Genomic DNA, 18,727 nt, shown 5'->3' on the forward strand with positions numbered 1-18,727 from the left:
CCGGGGTCGGGGCGAGTCGCGCCGCGGGTGGGCCGGCCGGATGGGTATGCGGGTAGCGCAATTCCCACGGCGTCGTTCTACGCTTATGCCATGACAGACCACGACCACACCGCAGCCCGTCGCGAAATCGCAGATGCCCTGCTCGCCGCACTCGAACGTCGGCATGAGGTTGCCGACGCCATCGTGGAAGCCGAGAACAAGGCCGCTGCGGTTGAGGCGATTGTGACACTGCTGGCTACGTCCCACCTGGCCGCCGAAGCGGTGATGAGCATGTCCTTCGAGCAACTCACCCAGGACGCGCGCAAGAAGATCATCGCCGAGCTCGACGACCTCAACAAGCAACTGAGCTTCACGTTGACCGAACGTCCGGCCAGTTCCGGTGAGAGCTTGGAGCTGCGCCCCTTCTCCGCCGCCGAGGACCGCGATATCTTTGCTGCGCGGACCGAGGAAATGGGCGCGGCGGGCGACGGATCCGGGGGGCCGGCCGGCACTGTCGACGATGAGATCAAGGCGGCGTTGGCTCGCGTCGATGATGAAGAAGCTGCCTGGTTTGTCGCCATCGATGCCGGGGAGAAGGTCGGCATGGTGTTCGGCGAGCTGGTCCACGGTGAGGTCGACGTCCGCATCTGGATCCACCCCGAGCACCGTAAGAAGGGCTACGGCACCGCGGCGCTGCGCAAGTCGCGGTCCGAGATGGCATGGGCATTTCCGGCGGTGCCGATGGTCGTGCGCGCACCCGCTGCCAACCCGGCCTGATCCGGGCCCACGGCACCCGGCGGGGTGCGGGGGAGCGCCGGCAGTGCGGTCTAGCCGGCCTCCCCGAACGTGGCGGTGACGGCGACGATGCTGCGCAGTTGCGACGTGTCGGCGTCCGGGAAAACGCGGCCGTAGTCGGTAAACAGGTCCTGGCGGGGCCGCGCGGCCACGTGCCAGCCGTGTTCGGTCAGGTAGTCGACGACGTTGCTGCGCTCACCCTCGTAGAACAGTCCCGACAGGTCGATGTCGCACCCCAATCTGACCCAGCGCTGGTTGAACTGTTGGGCGCGCTCGGCCATGGTTGAGCCAGGGTCGGGATGGTATTCGGTGGCCAGCCGGCTCCCGGGGGCACTCAGCCCGGAGATGGCATCGAACAGCCGGTCCTGTGCGTCGGGCGGCAGGTACATCAGCAATCCCTCGGCGCTCCACGCGGTGGGTTGCGTCGTGTCGAATCCGTTGTGGCGCAAGGCTGCCGGCCAGTCGTCGCGCAAGTCGACCCGGACGGTTCGCCGCGTTGCGGTGGGGACCGCGCCCAACGCCGACATGGTGGTGTCTTTGAAGTCGATGACGTCGGGCTGATCGACTTCATAGACCACGCTGCCGCTGGGCCAGGCCAAGCGGTAGGCGCGCGCGTCCAGTCCGGCGGCCAGAATCACCGACTGGCGCACCCCGCGGCGGGCCGCATCGAGGAAGAAGTCGTCGAAGAACCGGGTGCGTACGGCGATCGAATCGGCCACCAGCTGGCGATCGGGCTGGGCCTGTTCGTCGTGGTCGATCTCGCCTTCGGCCAGGCGGGTGAAGAAGTCCAGGCCGACTGCCCGCACCAACGGTGCCGCGAACGGGTCGTCGATGATGGGATTGGCCTCGGCGCTGGCCAGCGCGCGGGCGGCCGCGACCATGGTGGCGGTGGCCCCGACGCTGGATGCCAGATCCCAGCTGTCTTGATCGGTGCGTGTCATGTGCGTAGTCCCTCCCTTATGCCGCCGCTGCGGTGTCTTTTACCGCGCTGAGGTACAGCACCTCGCCGAACGGCGCGTCATCGCCGTTGAGCGGCTGCAAACCGTGTTGAGTGAACAGCTCGGAGTTACTGGCGCTGGTGACCTGCCAGCCCTGGGCCGCCAGATAGGTCCCCGCGTCGGTGCGGTCGTCGAAATACACCAGAGCCGCCATGTCGAGATCGAAACCATGCCGATTCCATCGCTCGTTCTGGCGCTGCATCCGTCGCCGCAGTTCTTCCTGTTTGACGTCGTTGACGTCCGGGAGGCCCTCGGTGGCAAACCGGCTGCCCGCAGCGCTTTGGGCGGCGATCTGATCGAGCAGTCGGTCCCGCGCCTCGGCGGGTAGGTAACCCAGCAGGCCCTCGGCGATCCACGCGGTGCGCTCGGTGGGGTCGAACCCGGCCTGGCGCAGGGCCGCCGGCCAGTCCTCACGGAGGTCGACCGCCACCGCGCGCCGATCTGCCGTCGGCTGGGCCCCCAACTCGGACAGGGTCGCGATCTTGAAGTCGATCACCTGTGGCTGATCGACTTCGAACAACGTGGTGCCCGCCGGCCAGGGCAGCCGGTACGCGCGCGAGTCCAGGCCGGAAGCCAAGATGACGGCCTGACGAATGCCCGACGCGGTGGCGTCGAGAAAGAAGTCGTCGAAGAACCGGGTACGGATCGCCATCGCGGCGCCGAAGTGGCGCATGCCGATTGCCGTTTCCTCGTCGAGTTCGGCGGCATCCAACTCGCCGGTGGCCATCCGGGTGAAGAAGTCGACACCGACCGCGCGCACCAGCGGCTCGGCGAAGCGGTCGGTGGCTACCGCACCGGCCCCCTCGGGGTCCCTGGCTGCCACCGCCCGTGCCGCCGCGACCATGGTGGCCGTCAGCCCGACGCTCGAGGCCAGATCCCAGGTGTCACCGTCGAAACGTGCGCTGCTCATCTTCGTCTGCACCGCCCCTCGCTTGATACTTAGCCAATGTAATTACCATTCGAGACTGTACGCTTCATTGTGCGGTTCTGCGCCGCCGCGGCCACCCTGGAAAGACCTGCCCGCACCAGCTGTTAGTCTCGTACACGGTTTGACGCGCGACGCCGTACTTCCTGGCCTGCGGGTGTGGGCGCGTAAACGCACGATTTAGCAAATGCCGGCCAGACCAAGCCCGGTTGGCATTACGGGACCAAGAGTTCGGCCGCGCAGGAGGAAGAGTGCTTTCGGCTTTCATCTCATCGCTGCGTACAGTCGATTTGAGACGGAAGATCCTTTTCACGCTGGGCATCGTCGTTCTGTACCGTCTCGGTGCAGCGCTTCCGTCGCCCGGCGTTGATTTCCCCAACGTCCAGCAGTGCATCAAGGAAGCCAGCAGTGGCGAAGCCGGACAGATCTACTCGCTGATTAACCTGTTCTCCGGCGGCGCGCTGCTCAAGCTCACCGTGTTCGCGGTCGGGGTGATGCCCTACATCACCGCCAGCATCATCGTGCAGCTGCTGACGGTCGTCATTCCCCGGTTCGAAGAGCTGCGCAAAGAAGGCCAGTCGGGCCAGGCGAAGATGACGCAGTACACGCGTTATCTGGCGATCGCGCTGGCGGTCTTGCAGGCGACCAGCATCGTGGCGCTGGCTGCCAACGGAGGCTTGCTGCAGGGCTGCTCGCTCGAGATCATCGCCGACCAGAGCATCTTCACTCTCGTGGTCATCGTGATGGTGATGACCGCCGGCGCCGCGCTGGTGATGTGGATGGGTGAGCTGATCACCGAACGTGGCATCGGCAACGGCATGTCGCTGTTGATCTTCGTCGGCATCGCGGCCCGCATCCCCGCCGAGGGAAACCAGATCATGGAGAGCCGTGGCGGGGTCATCTTCGCGGCGGTCTGCGCGGCCACGCTGATCATCATCGTCGGGGTGGTCTTCGTCGAGCAGGGGCAGCGCCGGATCCCGGTTCAATACGCCAAGCGCATGGTGGGCCGCCGGATGTACGGCGGAACGTCGACCTACCTGCCGCTCAAGGTCAACCAGGCCGGCGTCATCCCGGTGATCTTCGCCTCGTCATTGATCTACATCCCGCATCTGATCACCCAGCTGGTCCGCAGCGGCAGCGGCGGTGTCGGACACAGTTGGTGGGACAAGTTTGTCGGTACCTACCTGTCGGACCCGAGCAACCTCGGTTACATTGCGATCTACTTCGGGCTGATCATCTTTTTCACGTACTTCTACGTGTCGATCACCTTCAACCCCGACGAGCGTGCCGACGAGATGAAGAAGTTCGGCGGCTTCATCCCCGGTATTCGTCCGGGGCGCCCGACCGCCGACTATCTGCGCTATGTGCTGAGCCGGATCACCTTGCCGGGGTCGATTTACCTTGGTGTGATCGCGGTACTGCCCAACTTATTCCTCCAGATCGGTAACAGCGGGGGAGTCCAGAACCTACCCTTCGGGGGTACCGCGGTCCTGATCATGATCGGTGTCGGTTTGGATACGGTCAAACAAATCGAGAGTCAGCTCATGCAGCGCAACTACGAAGGGTTCCTCAAGTGAGAGTCGTTTTACTGGGGCCGCCTGGGGCGGGCAAGGGTACGCAGGCTCAGAAGCTGGCCGAGAAGCTTGGGATTCCGCAAATCTCCACCGGCGAGCTGTTCCGGAAAAACATCCAGGACGGGACCAAACTCGGCGTCGAGGCCAAACGGTATCTGGACGCCGGTGACCTGGTGCCCTCCGACCTGACCAACCAGCTCGTCGACGATCGGTTGGATCAGCCGGACACGGCTGCCGGTTTCATCCTGGACGGGTACCCCCGCTCGGTCGAGCAGGCCAAGGCCCTGCACGAAATGCTGCGGCGCCGCGACACCGACATCGACGCGGTGCTCGAGTTCCGGGTATCGCAGGACGAGTTGTTGCAGCGGCTGAAGGGCCGTGGCCGCGCTGATGACACCGACGAGGTCATCCTCAACCGGATGAAGGTCTACCGGGACGAGACCGCGCCGCTGCTGGAGTTCTACGACACCGAGGTGAAAACCGTCGACGCCATCGGCACCCTGGATGAGGTTTTCGCTCGCGCCCTGCAAGCACTGGGGAAGTAGTCATGCGGGCCCTGGCCCGGCTGCGGGGTCGCAGAGTGGTGCCACAGCGCACCGCCGGTGAGTTGGATGCAATGGCTGCGGCGGGCGCCGTCGTGGCTGCCGCGCACCAGGCCGTCCGCTCGGCCGCGGTGGCCGGTGTATCCACCCTGCAGCTGGACGAGATTGCGGAATCGGTTATCCGGGAGGCCGGCGCCACGCCCTCATTCCTGGGCTATCACGGCTTTCCGGCCTCGATCTGCGCTTCGGTCAACGATCGCGTGGTGCACGGCATCCCGTCGGCGACCGAGATCCTCGGGCCAGGTGACCTGGTATCGATCGACTGCGGCGCGGTGCTGGACGGTTGGCACGGCGACGCGGCGATAACCTTTGGGATCGGCACGCTCATTCCCGTCGACGAAGCGCTATCGGAGGCGACCAGGGAGTCGCTGGAGGCCGGAATTGCGGCGATGGTGATCGGTAACCGGTTGACCGACGTCGCGCATGCCATCGAGACGGAAACCCGCGCCGCCGAGGCCCGTTACCAGCGTTCCTTCGGAATCGTCGACGGATACGGCGGTCATGGCATCGGCCGTGAGATGCACATGGATCCGTTTCTGCCCAACGAGGGCGCCCCGGGGCGGGGGCCGACGTTGGTCGCCGGTTCGGTGCTGGCCATCGAACCCATGTTGACTCTGGGCACCCGCAAGACGGTGGTGCTCGATGACCAATGGACGGTCATCACCGCCGACGGGTCACGTGCTGCACACTGGGAACACACGGTGGCGGTCACCGAGAACGGGCCACGCATCCTGACCCTCGGCTAGCCGGCTGAACCAAACACCTACTCGGCTCGTGTCAGAAGCGGGAGGTGATCGAGTGGCTCGCGTTGCTGGCGGTGGAGCGGCTGAAGCCGCCTTGATGCAGGCGCTCTACGACGAGCATGCGGCGGTGTTGTGGCGCTACGCAATGCGCCTGACCAGCGATGCCAGCTATGCCGACGACATCGTCCAGGAGACGCTATTGCGCGCCTGGCAGCATCCGGAAGTCATCGACGAGCGCGGGAGGTCTGCACGCGCATGGCTGTTCACAGTGGCCCGCAACATGATCATCGATGACCGGCGCAGCGCGCGGTACCGCTACGTTGTCAGCTCCACCGACGCGGACGGTGCGCCGGAGCAATCCACGCCCGACGAAGTGGGTGCCGCGCTGGACCGGCTGCTGATCGCCGACGCGCTGGCACAGCTCTCCGGCGAGCATCGCGCGGTCATCGAGCGGTCCTACTACCGCGGCTGGACCACCGCACAGATCGCGAAGGACCTGGAGATCGCCGAAGGAACGGTGAAGTCGCGCCTACACTATGCCGTGCGGGCATTGCGGCTCACTCTGCAGGAACTTGGAGTTACACGATGACGGCCGTGATCATGGCGGGGTTTTTCGGGGGATCCATGCGCACAGCTGTTGGCTTGGAATGCTTGAGGGTGACCGGAAATGGATGACATCAGGACGCCAGTCACAGGACTGGGCGCACCCACCGAGGGGGAACACCCCTACTTGATGTGGGACGCTGCCTACGTGCTGGGGTCGCTATCGGCGGCCGACCGCCGCGAATTCGAGGCGCACCTGGCCGGCTGCGCGTCGTGCCGCGCGGCCGTGGCCGAACTCTGTGGTGTGCCGGCGCTGCTGTCGCAGCTGGGCGCCGACGAGGTGGCGGCTATCGGTGAGCCCGGTGTGGCGGCGGGGACCACATCGGGCTCACCGCAGATGTCGTCGCAGCTGCTGCCGACGTTGCTGGCGACGGTGCGGTGGCGCCGCCGCCGTACCCGGTTGGCGATCTGGGTGGCCTCATCTGCGGCCGCGGTGTTTTTGGGGATCGGTGTGCTGGTTGGTGTGGTGGGTCATTCTGCTTCTGCGCCGGTGCAAACCGCGTCCGCCCAGCCGATGGCTCAGGTCGGGACGCACCTGCTGGAGTCGACGGTTTCGGTCGACGGCATGCACTGGGGGACGTTCATCAATCTGCGATGCGTCTGCCTGGCGCCACCGGATGCCCACCATGACACGCTGGCCATGGTCGTGGTCGGACGTGACGGCAGCCAAACCCGGCTGGCGACCTGGGTCGCCGAGCCGGGGCACACCGCCACCCCCGCCGGCAGCATCTCGATGCCGGTCGACCAGATCGCGGCCGTGCAGGTGGTCTCCGCCGATAGCGGCGAGGTTCTGCTGCAGCGTTCGCTCTGAGGCCGGCGACCCGCGCCCGACGGCGGTGCTCGCGCCAATATCGCAAGCAATAACCGGACCCGGGGGATTGTGCGGTAAGAAAGGGTGTGGCCCCGGACAACAAACGTGACCCGATCGCCGCGGCGCGGGCCAACTGGGAAGCCGGCGGTTGGGGTGACGTGGCGCAGGGCATGGTTGCGGTGACATCGGTCATGCGGGCGCATCAGATTCTGCTGGCCCGAGTCGAGGCCGCGCTGCGCCCCTATGACCTGAGTTTCTCCCGCTACGAACTGCTCCGGCTATTGGCGTTCAGCCGCACCGGCGCATTGCCGATCACCAAGGCCTCCGACCGGTTGCAGGTCCACGTCACCAGCGTCACCCACGCGATCCGCCGGCTGGAAGCCGACGGGCTGGTGCGGCGGGTTCCCCATCCCACCGACGGCCGGACCACCCTGGTGCAGATCACCGATCTGGGGCGCTCCACCGTCGAGGATGCGACCGTCACGCTCAATGAGCACGTGTTCGCCAACATCGGGATGTCCACCGGGGAATCGGAGGCACTGGTGTCATCGATCGAAACGTTGCGGCGCAGCGCCGGCGATTTCTGAGAAGAACACAGAGAGGCAGGACGATGGATCCACTAACTGCTCACCAGCGTGCCCAGGACGCGTTCGGGAGTGTCCTTGCCAATGTCAGCGCGGATCAGCTTGGGGCCGCGACCCCGTGCTCGGAATGGACGGTCAGCGATCTGATCGAGCACGTCATCGGCGGCAACGAGCATGTCGGGATATGGTCGGGCGGCGCCGATAGGCCCGCCGCCCGGCCCGACGACATGGTCGCGGCGCACCGGGCCGCCGCCGCCGCCCAACAGGTCTTCGCCGCACCGGACGGGATGGCGACGGTGTTCAAGCTGCCGTTCGGTGAGATCCCCGGACAGGTCTTCATCGGGATGCGCACCAGCGATGTGCTGACCCATGCCTGGGACCTGGCGATGGCAACCGGTCAGCCCAGCGATCTTGATCCCGACTTGGCCACCCAGCAGCTCGCCGCGGTGCGCGCGTTCGTCGGACCCCAGTTCCGTGGGCAGGGCAAGCCCTTTGGGCAGGAGCAGCCCTGCTCGGCGGAGCTTTCACCGGCCGATCAGCTGGCGGCATTCCTGGGCCGAAAGGTGCAGTGACGCCGCGGTGAACTAGCTGCCGCGCAGCATCTCGATCACCGCGCTGAAGTCCTGGTCGGCGTGGTCGGCGGCGAACTTGGCGTAGATCTCGGCGGCGTGGCTGCCCAGCGGTGCCGCCGAACCGGTCGAGGTCACCGCGTCCATGGCCAGACCGAGGTCCTTGTTCATCAGCGCGGTGGCAAATCCCGGCTTGAAGTCGTTGTTGGCCGGCGATGTCGGCACCGGGCCGGGAACCGGGCAGTTGGTGTGCACGGCCCAGCAATTTCCGGTCGCGCCGGTGATGACGTCGAACAGCGACTGCGCATCCAGCCCGAGGTTCTCGGCCAGGACGAACGCCTCACCGATGGCGATCTGCTGCACTGCCAGCACCATGTTGTTGCATACCTTGGCGGCCTGTCCCGCGCCGGCCGCGCCGCAGTGAATGATCTTGCCCGCCATCGGCTCCAGCACCGGCCGGGCCTGCGCCAGCGCGCTCTGGTCGCCACCGACCATGAACGCCAGTGTTCCGGCCACCGCGCCTTTGACCCCACCGGAGACCGGTGCATCGAGTTGAGCCATGCCGTGCGATTCGGCCAGGGCGTGTACCTCGCGCGCATCGTTGACCGAAATCGTTGAGCTGTCGATGAACAGCGCACCCGATCGGGCCGCGGGCAGCACCTCGGCGTAGCAGCGCTTGACCACCGCGCCATTGGGCAGCATGGTGATGACCACGTCGGCCCCGGCCACCGCCTCGGCGGCGCTGTCAAACATCGTCGCGCCCTTGGCGGCCGCGGCGGATGCGGCCGCGGGCACCGGGTCGAACCCGCGTACGGTGTGGCCGGCGCCGATGAGATTCGCCGACATCGGCGCACCCATGTGGCCGAGCCCCAAGAACGCGATCTGGCAGGACTTGGTCATGAGGCCCCTTTCCTATGCGCTAGCGCGAAACCGTGCGGCCTCGGCCCGGCCGACGACCACCCGCATGATCTCGTTGGTCCCCTCCAGGATCCGGTGCACGCGCAGATCACGGACGATCTTCTCCAGACCGTACTCGCGCAAGTAGCCGTAGCCGCCGTGCAGTTGCAGAGCCTTGTCGGCGACGTCGAAGCAGGTGTCGGTGACAAAACGCTTGGCCATCGCGCACAGCTCCACCTTGTCCGCGTCGTCCTCGTCGAGTGCGTTTGCCGCCCGCCACAACAGCATTCGCGACGCCTCCAGACCGGTAGCCATATCGGCCAGGGTGAACCGGACGGTGGGCTCGTCGAGCAGGCTGGCGCCGAACGCCTGGCGCTCGCGCACGTAGGCACCCGCCTTGGCGAAGGCGGACTGGGCGCCACCGAGCGAACACGCCGCGATGTTGAGCCGGCCACCGTTGAGGCCGTTCATCGCGATGCCGAATCCGGCGCCCGTTCCGTCAACGCCGCCCAGCATCGCGTCGGCAGGCACCCGAACTCCTTCGAGCACCACCTGTGCGGTGGGCTGTGCGTGCCAGCCCATCTTCTCTTCGAGCGCCCCGAAACTCAGCCCCGGCGTGCCCTTTTCGACAATGAACGCCGAGATGCCGCGCGGCCCCTCGGCTCCGGTGCGCGCCATCACCACGTAGACGTGCGAGGCGCCCGCACCGGAGATGAACTGCTTGACGCCGTCGAGCACATAGTCCGACCCCGGGGCCGAACCCTGCCGCACCGCCCGGGCGCTCAACGCGCTGGCGTCGGAGCCGGCACCCGGCTCGGTCAGGCAGTAGCTGGCGATGGCGTCCATCGTGGCCAGCCGCGGAATCCAGTCCTTGCGTTGCTCGTCGGTGCCGAAGCTGTCGATCATCCAGGCGCACATGTTGTGGATGGACAGAAACGCGGCGGTGACCGGGTCGGCGATGGCCAGCTGTTCGAAGATGCGCACGCCGTCGAGCCGGCGCAGCCCGCTACCGCCCACGTCTTCTCGGCAGTAGATCGCCGCCATTCCCAGTTCGGCGGCTTCGCGCAGCACGTCGACCGGGAAGTGCTTGGTGGCATCCCATTCCAGCGCGTAGGGGGCCAGCCGCTTATCGGCGAAGGCGGCGGCGGTCTGGGTGATCACCCGCTCGTCGTCGTTGAGGGTAAACATGGCGGCTACTTCATCGTGGGGATGACGAACTCGGCGCCATCTTTGATGCCCGACGGCCACCGGGAGGTGACGGTCTTGACCTTGGTGTAAAACTGGATCGACGTCGGGCCGTGTTGGTTGAGGTCGCCGAATCCGGAACGCTTCCAACCGCCGAAGGTGTGGTAGGCGACCGGAACCGGGATCGGGACGTTGACCCCGACCATGCCCACCTGCACCCGGGACACGAAGTCGCGCGCGGTGTCGCCGTCGCGGGTGAAGACCGCCACGCCGTTGCCGTACTCGTGCTCGGAGGGCAACCGCAGCGCTTCTTCGTAGTCGTGGGCGCGGACCATGCACAGCACCGGTCCGAAGATCTCGTCGGTGTAGATGGACATGTCGGTGGTGACGTGGTCGAACAGGGTCGGCCCGATGAAGTAGCCGCCTTCCAGGTTCGCGTCGCCGAAGGCCAGATCGTCACTGGCCCGCTCGCGGCCGTCGACGACCAATTCGGCGCCGGAGGCGACGCCCTGGCCGATGTAGTCGCGCACCCGCGTGAGTGCGGCTTCGGTGACCAATGGGCCGTAGTCGGCTTTCGGGTCCAGGCTGTGTCCGACTCGCAGGTTGTTGATGCGTTCAACCAGCTTGGCGCGCAGCCGATCCGCGGTTTGTTCGCCCACCGGCACCGCGACGCTGATCGCCATGCAGCGTTCGCCCGCACTGCCGTATCCGGCGCCGATCAGCGCGTCGACGGCTTGGTCGAGGTCGGCGTCAGGCATCACGATCATGTGGTTCTTGGCGCCGCCGAAGCACTGCGAACGCTTGCCGGTGGCCGCCGCCCCGGAGTAGATGTACTGGGCAATGTCGGAGCTGCCGACGAAGCCGACCGCCTTGATCTCGGGGTGATTGAGGATGGCGTCGACGGCCTCCTTGTCGCCGTGGACGACCTGGAAGACGCCGGGGGGTAGGCCGGCCTCGACGAACAGTTCGGCCAGTCGCAACGGAACCGACGGGTCGCGCTCACTGGGCTTGAGCACAAAGGCGTTTCCGCATGCCAGGGCGGGGCCGGCCTTCCACAGCGGGATCATCGCGGGGAAGTTGAACGGGGTGATGCCGGCGACCACGCCGAGCGGCTGCCGCAGCGAGTAGACGTCAATGCCCGGGCCGGCGCCCTCGGTGTACTCGCCCTTGAGCAGGTGGGGGATGCCGAGACAGAACTCGATCACCTCGATGCCCCGCTGGATGTCACCGCGGGCGTCGGGCACTGTCTTGCCGTGCTCGCGTGATAGCAGCTCGGCCAACTCGTCGGTGTTCTGGTTGACCAACTCGATGAAGCGCATCAACACCCGCGCCCGCCGCTGAGGATTCCAGGCGGCCCAACCTATTTGCGCTTCGGCGGCGCCTGCGACCGCGGCGTCGATGTCGGCCTGCGCGGCCATCGGTACCGTCGTCTGGACCTGGCCGGTATTGGGGTCGAGGACATCGGCGGTGCGGGTGGATTGCCCGGGAGTGCGGCGTCCATCGATGAAATGCGGAATTTGTGTGGTCATAGCGTGTTCCATAACGGTCGTGTGCGGCGGGGAGACCCGATACTTGGACATCCTAGTAAATCTCGTCGGTGGTACGCAACGGACTCTTGACGAACATGGCCCCAATCATCGTGGCAAGCGTGCCGATGCTGGTCCCGAAGGTGTGGTACCGACGCGGTAGCGGGCCGGTCGGCCCGGCGCTATGCGCTCGGATCGGGGGCATCTTGACCGGCCGGTTCGGGCAAGGTCTTGGTCGAGAGCAGGGCGCCGGCGGCCACGGCGGCTGCGGCGAGGATCGCTATCGCGACCACGATGGTGGTGTGAAAGCCGGCCAGAAAAGCGGTGTGCGCCTCAATACGGATCTGGGACGCCAGCGCCGGCGCGGAGGTCGCGTCGGCGAGATCATTGGCGGTTCGGATGGACTCCTGAGCGGTTGCCAACTGCGAGTCGGTCAGCCCCGAAATTGGGTCGAAAGCTGCGGTATAGGTGGCCGTGAGGACGGAGGCCAGCACCGCAATGCCCAGCCCACCCCCGAGGTCGTAGGCGACTTCTTCGACACCGGCGGCTTGGCCGACGTAATCCTCGGAGACCGCGGAGATGATCGCGTCGTTTGCCGAAACCAGCACCACATAGAGGGCGAACCCGACCAGCGAACCCACGAACACCAGAAGCTGCCCATTGTGGCCCAGGGTCAGCAGCGGGAGCAATGCGCTTGCGGTAAGGCCGAGGCCGGCGCCGATCGCGACACGGGTGCCGCAGCGACCCACGATCAGATGCGCGGACAGAGAACCGACGACCGTCGCGGCCGCCATCGGCGTGAGCAGGAGCGCGGCCTTGATCGGCGTGAAGCCGAGAAAATTCTGCAGATACTGCGCGAACACCAGGTCTAGGCCGACGATGGAAAACACCGCCAGTAGCACGGCCAGGACCGCAATGGTAAACGGCGCTCGGGTGAACAAGTGCACGTTGAGCAGCGGTTCGATCCCGCGGCGCTGCCTGCTGATCTGGCGGCTGATGAACCACCACAACCCGACGCTGGCGATGACGACGTAACCAACTGCCGCAGGATCGATCCCGTGGTGAGTCGCCTGCTTGATCGCCAGCACCGACGTGAGCACTGCGACGATCGACAGGCTGACGCTGAGACCGTCCAACACCAGCCGGGCCTGCGAGCGTGACTCCGGGACAAGCCGCCACACCAGCAGCAGAACCAGCAGCGCGAGGGGGACGTTGATCAGGAATATCGCGCCCCACCAGAAGTACTCGACCAGCAACCCGCCCATCAACGGGCCGATCGCCGCCCCCACCGCCGACACCGCAGACCAGATCCCCACCGCGCGCATCCGTTCGGCGCGGTCCGGGAACGCGACCCGCAACAGCGATACCGTGGCGGGAAGGATCATCGCCGCGCCCACTGCCATCACCGAACGGGCCAGGATCAGCATCAACGGTGTAGCCGCGAAGGCCGCCGGAATCGAGACCAGCCCGAAGATCACCAGACCAGTCATCAGCAGGCGCTTGCGGCCAAACCGGTCTGAAGCGGCTCCCGCCATCAGCATCAATAATGAGGCCATGATCAGCGGGTAGATGTCGACGATCCACAGGAATTCGGTGGGTGAGGGACTCGGCTCCTCGGCGATTCTTGGTGCGGCCACGTGCAGCACGGTGACATCCACCACAACCAAGAACAGGGCGGCGCACACGGTGAACAGCACCGCACCGGGACGCCCGACTACCGGCCTGCCCTCAGTCTCATTCACCTGCGGGCTCGCCGTCATCGACGCCGTCCCAGGCGATCTGTGTGGTTGGCATGCCTGGAAGGCTAGCGATAGCCACCCGGGCATTCGGCGCGGCCATGCTGTCGGTACCGCCGGCCACGGCGACAATTGGGCTCCGGCGGGGCGGTTCGCACGCGGAGGCTGGCTAGGTACCCCGCAGGCCGTCGATGAACCTCTGGGTCTCTTCCCAAGTGGGCAGGACCCCCGAAGCGCGCACTTCATCGAGGCTGCCGGCCGCCGCATCGCGTTCAGACAGGCTGGGAGGGGCGCCGTCGACCAGGGGCCAGTCGATCGCCAGTTCGGGGTCGGTCGCGCAGATCGTGTGCTCGCGCTGCGGGTTGTACTCGGCCGAACACATGTACATCACCGTTGATTTGTCTTGCAGCGCAAGGAAACCGTGCGCAAGTCCTTCCGAGATGTAAATCGATCGGTGGCGATCGTCGAGCAGTACCGAGTCCCACTGGCCGAATGTCGGTGAACCCAAACGGATGTCAACGACGACATCGAACACCGCGCCGGATACGCAGGTGACGTACTTGGCCTGGCTGGGGGGCAGCTCGGCGAAGTGCAGACCCCGCAGCACGCCGGCTGACGACACCGAGCAGTTGGCTTGGCGGACGTCGAAGCGATGACCGCAGAAGGCGGTGAACCCGCTGTCGGCGAGCCATTCGAAAAACATGCCGCGGGAATCACCGTGGATGGTCGGGGTGATCTCCCACGCGCCTGGAACTTTGAGTTCGCGTGCCTGCATGTCACTGACCGCGTTCTTGGTAACGGGCTTCTGCGGCGTCTTTCAACGGACGCCACCATGATTCGTTGGCCCGGTACCAGTCGATGGTGGTGCGCAAGCCTTCCTCGAAATCGGTGTGCTTGGGCGCCCACGCCAACTCGTTGTAGAGCAAAGATGGGTCGATGGCATAGCGCAGATCGTGGCCGACGCGGTCGACGACGTGATCGAAGTCGTCGGGGTCGCGATCCATCATCCGCAGCAGCGCGCGCAGCACGCTCAGGTTGTCGCGCTCGCCTTCGGAGCTGATCAGATAGGTCTTGCCGATCTGCCCCTTCTCCAGGGTCCGCCGCACCGCGCTGTTGTGGTCGTCGACGTGGATCCAGTCCCGGACATTGGCGCCGGTGCCATACAGCTTGGGGCGCCGCCCGGTCAGCACGTTGGTGATCTGCCGAGGAATGAACTTCTCGATGTGCTGATACGGGCCGTAGTTGTTGGAGCAGTTGGAGATGGTGGCCGCCACGCCATAGGACCGAACCCAGGCCCGGACCAACATGTCCGCGCCGGCCTTGGTTGCCGAATACGGACTCGACGGGTTGTACGGGGTCGCCTCGGTGAATCGCGCGGGGTCGTGCAGTTCGAGGTCCCCGTACACCTCGTCGGTGGAGATGTGGTGCAGCCGTACGCCGTGCCGCCGCACCGCCTCCAGGATGGTGAAGGTCCCGAGCACGTTGGTGTGCACGAATGGTTCCGGGTTGTCCAGCGCATTGTCGACGTGGGATTCGGCGGCGAAATGCACCACCGCGTCGGACTCGGCCACCAGCTGGGAAACCAGCTCGGCATCGGTGATGTCGCCCTCGACCAGCCTGATGGCGTCTTCGAGATCGGCCAACGATTCGCGCCGGCCGGCATAGGTCAGGGCGTCGAGCACGGTCACCGCGTCGTCGGGGTACTCGCGCACGCTGCTGTGCACAAAGTTCGCGCCGATGAAGCCCGCTCCACCGGTGACTAGCAGTCGCATGGTCAAACCCTAACGGGTGAGCCCGAGCGCCCCTGACAGTTCGGTCAGCGCCGCCATCGGCTTGTCCTCCCGGGACGGGCGCAGCACCTGAATCGCCACATGGTCGGCGCCGGCTTCGTGGTGTTCGCCGAGCCGCCGGGCGATCTGATCAGGGGTGCCGTAGGCCACCAGGGCGTCGATCAATCTGTCGCTACCGGGCTTGCGCACGTCGTCTTCGGTGAAGCCCAGCTTCAGCCAGTTGTTCACGTAGTTGCTCAGTCCCAGGTAGAAATCGATGAACTTGCGGCCCACCGCGCGGGCTTGCGCCGCATCGGTGGTGAGCACGACTTTGTGTTCGGGCGCCAGGAACACGGTGTTGCCGACCAACTGGCGGGCGGTGCCGGTGTGCTCGGGCGTGGTCAGATACGGATGGGCGCCGGCGCTACGCTGCGCGGCCAGGCGCAACATTCTGGGGCCCAGCGCCGCCAATACCCGCCTGCTGTCCGGCACCATCGCCTTGTCCAGGTCGTCGAGATAGGCCACCAGCGCGTCATAGGGTTTCTGATACTCCTGGGTGTGCTCGGGATGGCCTACCCCGACACCCAGCAGAAACCGGCCCGGGTGGGCGCTCTCGATCCGCTGATACGACGCCGCCACCTCATCGGCCGGCGCCGACCAGATATTGACGATTCCGGTCGCCAGCTGCAGTGATGTGGTCTGCTCCAAGGCGGGCTCGACCCAAGCCAGATCGGCGTCCGGTGATGCGCCGATCCAGGCCGCGCCGTAGCCGAGTGATTCGATCTGCCCGGCGAGTTCGGGGGTGATGGAGCGGCTACCCAGCCATACGCCGAACCGGCCCAGCTCGGGTTTGAGTGAAACTGCGTTGGTCATCTGGTTCCCCCGTGCCTGCTTGAAGCTCAGGCGCCGGCCAGCCCGAGCGGCCCGGCCAACTCGGCGAGCGCTGGTACCAGGTTCTCACTTTTGGTCAGGACTTGTACGGGGACGTGGTCGGCGCCGGCTTGCAGGTGTTCGTTGAGGCGCGCCGCGATGGCCGCGGGAGTGCCGTAGGCGACCACGGCGTCAACCAGGCGGTCACTGCCCGGGCGGGCGATGTCGCGCTCGCTGAAGCCCAGCCGCTTCCAGCTGTTCAGGTAGTTCGCCAGGTTGAGATAGATGTCGAGGGCCTTGCGCCCGACGGCACGCGCCCGTTGCGCGTCGGTGGTCAGCACCACTTTGTGTTCGGGAGCCAGAAACGTTTGTGTTCGGGAGCCAGAAACGCCGACGGGCCGATGAGTTCGCGGGCCGCGCCGGTGTGCTCCGGTGTGGTCAGGTAGGGGTGCGCGCCGGCGCTGCGTCGCGCCGCGAGCCGCAGCACCCGCGGGCCCAGCGCCGCCACCACCCGTCGGTTGGCCGGCACCCCGTAGTCGTCGAGCCTGTTGAGGTACTCGGTGAGGGCGTCCACCGCGTTGCCGGTGCTGTGGTACTCGGTGATCGCTTCCGGGTGGCCCACGCCGATTCCCAGCAGGAAACGGCCGGGGTAGGCGGCCTCGATGCGATGAAACGACTCGGCTACCGGCTCGGCGGGCGCCGACCAGATGTTGACGATGCCGGTGGCTACCTGCAGCGTGGTGGTGGCCGCCAGGATCGGTTCCACCCAGGCCAGTTCCGCCGGCGGTGACCCGCCGACCCAGACCGCGCCGTAGCCCAGCGCTTCGATGTCTCTGGCCTGAGCCGGGGTGACACCGCGGCCGAAGGATCCGAACCGGCCGAGGTTGGGCTTACCGGCAGCTGGACTCGCGGAAGATCTGGCGTCAGAGTCGGTCTCAGGGGCGGGCATGCTAGGTCCAACCGGCTGGGTCGGGGCGGCTATTCCGGCCCGGCTTTGTGGCGTTTTGCGCCGAGCGCGGCAGTGCGGGTATCGTGGGACGACGGTGCGACGTCTCGTGCCGACTCCTGGCGTGCCCAGTCCCGAAATTTCTCGGATCGTTTCGCGGAATTTCCACCACCGGCTCACGTTTTGCGGTCAGGACGGGTGCTGCGCCAAACCAGGTGCACGAACAAGAAGTGAGGATCGCCGGAAAGTAATGGCCAAGAAGGACGGTGCCATAGAGGTCGAGGGTCGCGTGGTCGAGCCCCTGCCTAATGCCATGTTTCGCATTGAGCTGGAGAACGGCCACAAGGTGCTCGCCCACATCAGCGGCAAGATGCGGCAGCACTACATCCGTATCCTGCCCGAGGATCGCGTGGTGGTGGAGTTGTCTCCCTACGACCTGTCCAGGGGCCGCATCGTGTACCGGTACAAATAGCCAAACCACCCAGAGAACAGGACCGAGACTGCCGTGAAGGTGAACCCGAGCGTCAAGCCGATCTGTGACAAGTGCAGGGTGATCCGTCGGCATGGGCGGGTCATGGTGATCTGCTCCGATCCGCGCCACAAGCAGCGGCAGGGGTAGACCAGGGCTAGCAGCAGCTAGCTAGCGCGAAGCGCAGACAACTGATGCAGACCTCCCAGCACCAATGAGCGGCTGGCATCAATAGTGATGGGCCAGCTCATCCGCGCCCGGACGGAGGCTGGGCCCCGCAAACCTTGCGGGAACGGACTGGGATAAGACCTCCGCTGAGAAAAAGAGGAAACGCCACCTATGGCTCGACTAGTCGGCGTCGATCTACCGCGCGACAAGCGGATGGAGATCGCCCTGACCTACATCTACGGCGTCGGCCGTACCCGGTCGAACGAGATCTTGGCAGCTACGGGCATTGACCGTAACCTGCGCACTCGCGATCTCACTGACGACCAGCTGACGCACCTGCGTGACTACATCGAAGCGAACTTGAAGATCGAGGGTGACCTGCGCCGCGAGGTGCAGGCCGACATTCGTCGCAAGATCGAGATCGGCTGCTACCAGGGCCTGCGGCACCGCCGTGGTTTGCCGGTACGTGGCCAGCGCACCAAGACCAACGCGCGGACCCGTAAGGGCCCCAAGCGCACCATCGCAGGCAAGAAGAAGGCCAGGTAACCGATGCCACCGAAGAAAGCCAGCGGCACGGGCCCCAAGAAGGGCCAGAAGACTCGCCGCCGGGAAAAGAAGAACGTCCCGCACGGTGCCGCGCACATCAAGAGCACGTTCAACAACACGATCGTGACGATCACCGACCCGCAGGGCAACGTCATCGCCTGGGCGTCGTCGGGTCACGTCGGCTTCAAGGGATCCCGCAAGTCGACACCGTTCGCAGCGCAGCTGGCCGCCGAGAACGCCGCGCGCAAGGCCCAGGAGCACGGTGTCCGCAAGGTCGACGTGTTCGTGAAGGGGCCGGGTTCGGGCCGCGAGACCGCGATCCGGTCGCTGCAGGCCGCTGGCCTGGAGGTCGGTGCGATCTCCGATGTCACCCCGCAGCCGCACAACGGTGTCCGCCCGCCCAAGCGTCGGCGCGTCTAGGTCTAGGAGGAC

The 18,727-nt window shown here is 66.1% G+C and carries 21 protein-coding genes and 1 pseudogene; 12 read left to right on the forward strand and 10 right to left on the reverse strand.

Annotated elements, in window-relative coordinates; translation table 11 throughout:
* The first annotated feature begins 90 nt into the window (after positions 1–90).
* Positions 91–756 carry a GNAT family N-acetyltransferase gene (locus CKW46_RS08190; RefSeq protein WP_096372588.1) on the forward strand — a complete coding sequence of 222 codons (666 nt, stop codon included), beginning with the start codon at positions 91–93 and terminating at the stop codon, positions 754–756.
* A gap of 50 nt (positions 757–806) precedes the next feature.
* On the opposite strand, the gene CKW46_RS08195 is transcribed toward CKW46_RS08190, so the two are convergent.
* Complete coding sequence (locus tag CKW46_RS08195) at positions 807–1,715, reverse strand: class I SAM-dependent methyltransferase (protein ID WP_015354702.1); 909 nt, start codon at positions 1,713–1,715, stop codon at positions 807–809.
* A gap of 16 nt (positions 1,716–1,731) precedes the next feature.
* The gene (locus CKW46_RS08200) at positions 1,732–2,682 is read right to left on the reverse strand and encodes an SAM-dependent methyltransferase (RefSeq protein ID WP_117435242.1); all 951 of its coding nucleotides are present in this window, start codon (positions 2,680–2,682) and stop codon (positions 1,732–1,734) included.
* 266 nt (positions 2,683–2,948) lie between these two features.
* On the opposite strand from CKW46_RS08200, the gene secY reads away from it, so the two are divergent.
* The 7 genes from secY to CKW46_RS08235 all read left to right on the forward strand — a co-directional run bounded on the left by secY (position 2,949) and on the right by CKW46_RS08235 (position 8,186).
* The gene (gene secY / locus CKW46_RS08205; protein ID WP_011739091.1) at positions 2,949–4,274 is read left to right on the forward strand and encodes a preprotein translocase subunit SecY; all 1,326 of its coding nucleotides are present in this window, start codon (positions 2,949–2,951) and stop codon (positions 4,272–4,274) included.
* Positions 4,271–4,816 carry an adenylate kinase gene (locus CKW46_RS08210; RefSeq protein WP_011739092.1) on the forward strand — a complete coding sequence of 182 codons (546 nt, stop codon included), beginning with the start codon at positions 4,271–4,273 and terminating at the stop codon, positions 4,814–4,816. The genes secY and CKW46_RS08210 overlap by 4 nt, the downstream gene beginning before the upstream one ends.
* 2 nt (positions 4,817–4,818) lie before the next feature.
* Positions 4,819–5,619: a type I methionyl aminopeptidase gene (map, locus tag CKW46_RS08215; RefSeq protein WP_015354704.1), complete on the forward strand. Its 801-nt coding sequence runs from the start codon at positions 4,819–4,821 to the stop codon at positions 5,617–5,619.
* A 52-nt stretch (positions 5,620–5,671) separates the two neighbouring features.
* Entirely contained in the window at positions 5,672–6,205 is a 534-nt protein-coding gene (locus CKW46_RS08220) for a sigma-70 family RNA polymerase sigma factor (protein ID WP_012392967.1), read from the forward strand.
* A 78-nt stretch (positions 6,206–6,283) separates the two neighbouring features.
* Positions 6,284–7,030 carry an anti-sigma factor family protein gene (locus CKW46_RS08225; protein WP_012392968.1) on the forward strand — a complete coding sequence of 249 codons (747 nt, stop codon included), beginning with the start codon at positions 6,284–6,286 and terminating at the stop codon, positions 7,028–7,030.
* 86 nt (positions 7,031–7,116) lie between these two features.
* Positions 7,117–7,617 (forward strand): MarR family transcriptional regulator, encoded by a 501-nt coding sequence (locus tag CKW46_RS08230; RefSeq protein ID WP_011739096.1) that lies wholly within the window; start codon positions 7,117–7,119, stop codon positions 7,615–7,617.
* Positions 7,618–7,640: 23 nt separating this feature from the next.
* Complete coding sequence (locus tag CKW46_RS08235; RefSeq protein WP_117435243.1) at positions 7,641–8,186, forward strand: TIGR03086 family metal-binding protein; 546 nt, start codon at positions 7,641–7,643, stop codon at positions 8,184–8,186.
* Positions 8,187–8,198: 12 nt separating this feature from the next.
* Here the strand turns inward: CKW46_RS08235 and mmsB are convergent, their stop codons facing one another.
* The 8 genes and pseudogenes from mmsB to CKW46_RS08275 form a co-directional block, all read right to left on the reverse strand.
* Positions 8,199–9,083 (reverse strand): 3-hydroxyisobutyrate dehydrogenase, encoded by an 885-nt coding sequence (mmsB, locus tag CKW46_RS08240; RefSeq protein ID WP_012392970.1) that lies wholly within the window; start codon positions 9,081–9,083, stop codon positions 8,199–8,201.
* 12 nt (positions 9,084–9,095) lie between these two features.
* Positions 9,096–10,268, reverse strand: a complete 1,173-nt coding sequence (locus CKW46_RS08245; protein ID WP_117435244.1) for an acyl-CoA dehydrogenase family protein — start codon at positions 10,266–10,268, stop codon at positions 9,096–9,098.
* Between the two features lie 5 nt (positions 10,269–10,273).
* On the reverse strand, positions 10,274–11,794 hold the full coding sequence (locus tag CKW46_RS08250) for a CoA-acylating methylmalonate-semialdehyde dehydrogenase (protein ID WP_117435264.1): 1,521 nt from the start codon (positions 11,792–11,794) through the stop codon (positions 10,274–10,276).
* A 179-nt stretch (positions 11,795–11,973) separates the two neighbouring features.
* Positions 11,974–13,533: an MFS transporter gene (locus CKW46_RS08255; protein ID WP_117435245.1), complete on the reverse strand. Its 1,560-nt coding sequence runs from the start codon at positions 13,531–13,533 to the stop codon at positions 11,974–11,976.
* Between the two features lie 163 nt (positions 13,534–13,696).
* A complete protein-coding gene (gene rfbC, locus CKW46_RS08260) occupies positions 13,697–14,302 on the reverse strand; it encodes a dTDP-4-dehydrorhamnose 3,5-epimerase (protein ID WP_117435246.1) in 606 nt (201 codons plus the stop codon).
* A 1-nt stretch (position 14,303) separates the two neighbouring features.
* Entirely contained in the window at positions 14,304–15,299 is a 996-nt protein-coding gene (gene rfbB / locus CKW46_RS08265; protein ID WP_117435247.1) for a dTDP-glucose 4,6-dehydratase, read from the reverse strand.
* A 9-nt stretch (positions 15,300–15,308) separates the two neighbouring features.
* Positions 15,309–16,169 (reverse strand): LLM class F420-dependent oxidoreductase, encoded by an 861-nt coding sequence (locus tag CKW46_RS08270; protein WP_015354709.1) that lies wholly within the window; start codon positions 16,167–16,169, stop codon positions 15,309–15,311.
* 26 nt (positions 16,170–16,195) lie between these two features.
* Positions 16,196–17,115 (reverse strand): annotated as a pseudogene (locus CKW46_RS08275) (LLM class F420-dependent oxidoreductase).
* A 247-nt stretch (positions 17,116–17,362) separates the two neighbouring features.
* Here CKW46_RS08275 and infA point away from each other — a divergent pair.
* The 4 genes from infA to rpsK all read left to right on the forward strand — a co-directional run bounded on the left by infA (position 17,363) and on the right by rpsK (position 18,715).
* Positions 17,363–17,584, forward strand: coding sequence for a translation initiation factor IF-1 (infA, locus tag CKW46_RS08280; protein WP_003418601.1), 222 nt, complete (start codon positions 17,363–17,365; stop codon positions 17,582–17,584).
* 33 nt (positions 17,585–17,617) lie between these two features.
* A complete protein-coding gene (rpmJ, locus tag CKW46_RS08285) occupies positions 17,618–17,731 on the forward strand; it encodes a 50S ribosomal protein L36 (RefSeq protein WP_003879483.1) in 114 nt (37 codons plus the stop codon).
* 189 nt (positions 17,732–17,920) lie between these two features.
* Positions 17,921–18,295 (forward strand): 30S ribosomal protein S13, encoded by a 375-nt coding sequence (gene rpsM / locus CKW46_RS08290; RefSeq protein ID WP_011739106.1) that lies wholly within the window; start codon positions 17,921–17,923, stop codon positions 18,293–18,295.
* A gap of 3 nt (positions 18,296–18,298) precedes the next feature.
* Positions 18,299–18,715, forward strand: a complete 417-nt coding sequence (rpsK, locus tag CKW46_RS08295) for a 30S ribosomal protein S11 (RefSeq protein WP_011739107.1) — start codon at positions 18,299–18,301, stop codon at positions 18,713–18,715.
* The last annotated feature ends 12 nt before the right edge of the window (positions 18,716–18,727 follow it).

It is taken from the genome of Mycobacterium liflandii (genome assembly GCF_022354805.1).
In the GTDB taxonomy this organism is placed as follows: domain Bacteria; phylum Actinomycetota; class Actinomycetes; order Mycobacteriales; family Mycobacteriaceae; genus Mycobacterium; species Mycobacterium marinum.

Bases quoted from the DNA above. Each gene is read 5' to 3' on its own strand.
- CKW46_RS08190 (WP_096372588.1), top strand. From the start codon at position 91: ATGACAGACCACGACCACACCGCAGCCCGTCGCGAAATCGCAGATGCC.
- CKW46_RS08195 (WP_015354702.1), bottom strand. From the start codon at position 1,715: ATGACACGCACCGATCAAGACAGCTGGGATCTGGCATCCAGCGTCGGG.
- CKW46_RS08200 (WP_117435242.1), bottom strand. From the start codon at position 2,682: ATGAGCAGCGCACGTTTCGACGGTGACACCTGGGATCTGGCCTCGAGC.
- map (WP_015354704.1), top strand. From the start codon at position 4,819: ATGCGGGCCCTGGCCCGGCTGCGGGGTCGCAGAGTGGTGCCACAGCGC.
- CKW46_RS08225 (WP_012392968.1), top strand. From the start codon at position 6,284: ATGGATGACATCAGGACGCCAGTCACAGGACTGGGCGCACCCACCGAG.
- CKW46_RS08235 (WP_117435243.1), top strand. From the start codon at position 7,641: ATGGATCCACTAACTGCTCACCAGCGTGCCCAGGACGCGTTCGGGAGT.
- mmsB (WP_012392970.1), bottom strand. From the start codon at position 9,083: ATGACCAAGTCCTGCCAGATCGCGTTCTTGGGGCTCGGCCACATGGGT.
- CKW46_RS08245 (WP_117435244.1), bottom strand. From the start codon at position 10,268: ATGTTTACCCTCAACGACGACGAGCGGGTGATCACCCAGACCGCCGCC.
- CKW46_RS08250 (WP_117435264.1), bottom strand. From the start codon at position 11,794: ATGACCACACAAATTCCGCATTTCATCGATGGACGCCGCACTCCCGGG.
- rfbC (WP_117435246.1), bottom strand. From the start codon at position 14,302: ATGCAGGCACGCGAACTCAAAGTTCCAGGCGCGTGGGAGATCACCCCG.
- rfbB (WP_117435247.1), bottom strand. From the start codon at position 15,299: ATGCGACTGCTAGTCACCGGTGGAGCGGGCTTCATCGGCGCGAACTTT.
- CKW46_RS08270 (WP_015354709.1), bottom strand. From the start codon at position 16,169: ATGACCAACGCAGTTTCACTCAAACCCGAGCTGGGCCGGTTCGGCGTA.
- infA (WP_003418601.1), top strand. From the start codon at position 17,363: ATGGCCAAGAAGGACGGTGCCATAGAGGTCGAGGGTCGCGTGGTCGAG.
- rpsM (WP_011739106.1), top strand. From the start codon at position 17,921: ATGGCTCGACTAGTCGGCGTCGATCTACCGCGCGACAAGCGGATGGAG.
- rpsK (WP_011739107.1), top strand. From the start codon at position 18,299: ATGCCACCGAAGAAAGCCAGCGGCACGGGCCCCAAGAAGGGCCAGAAG.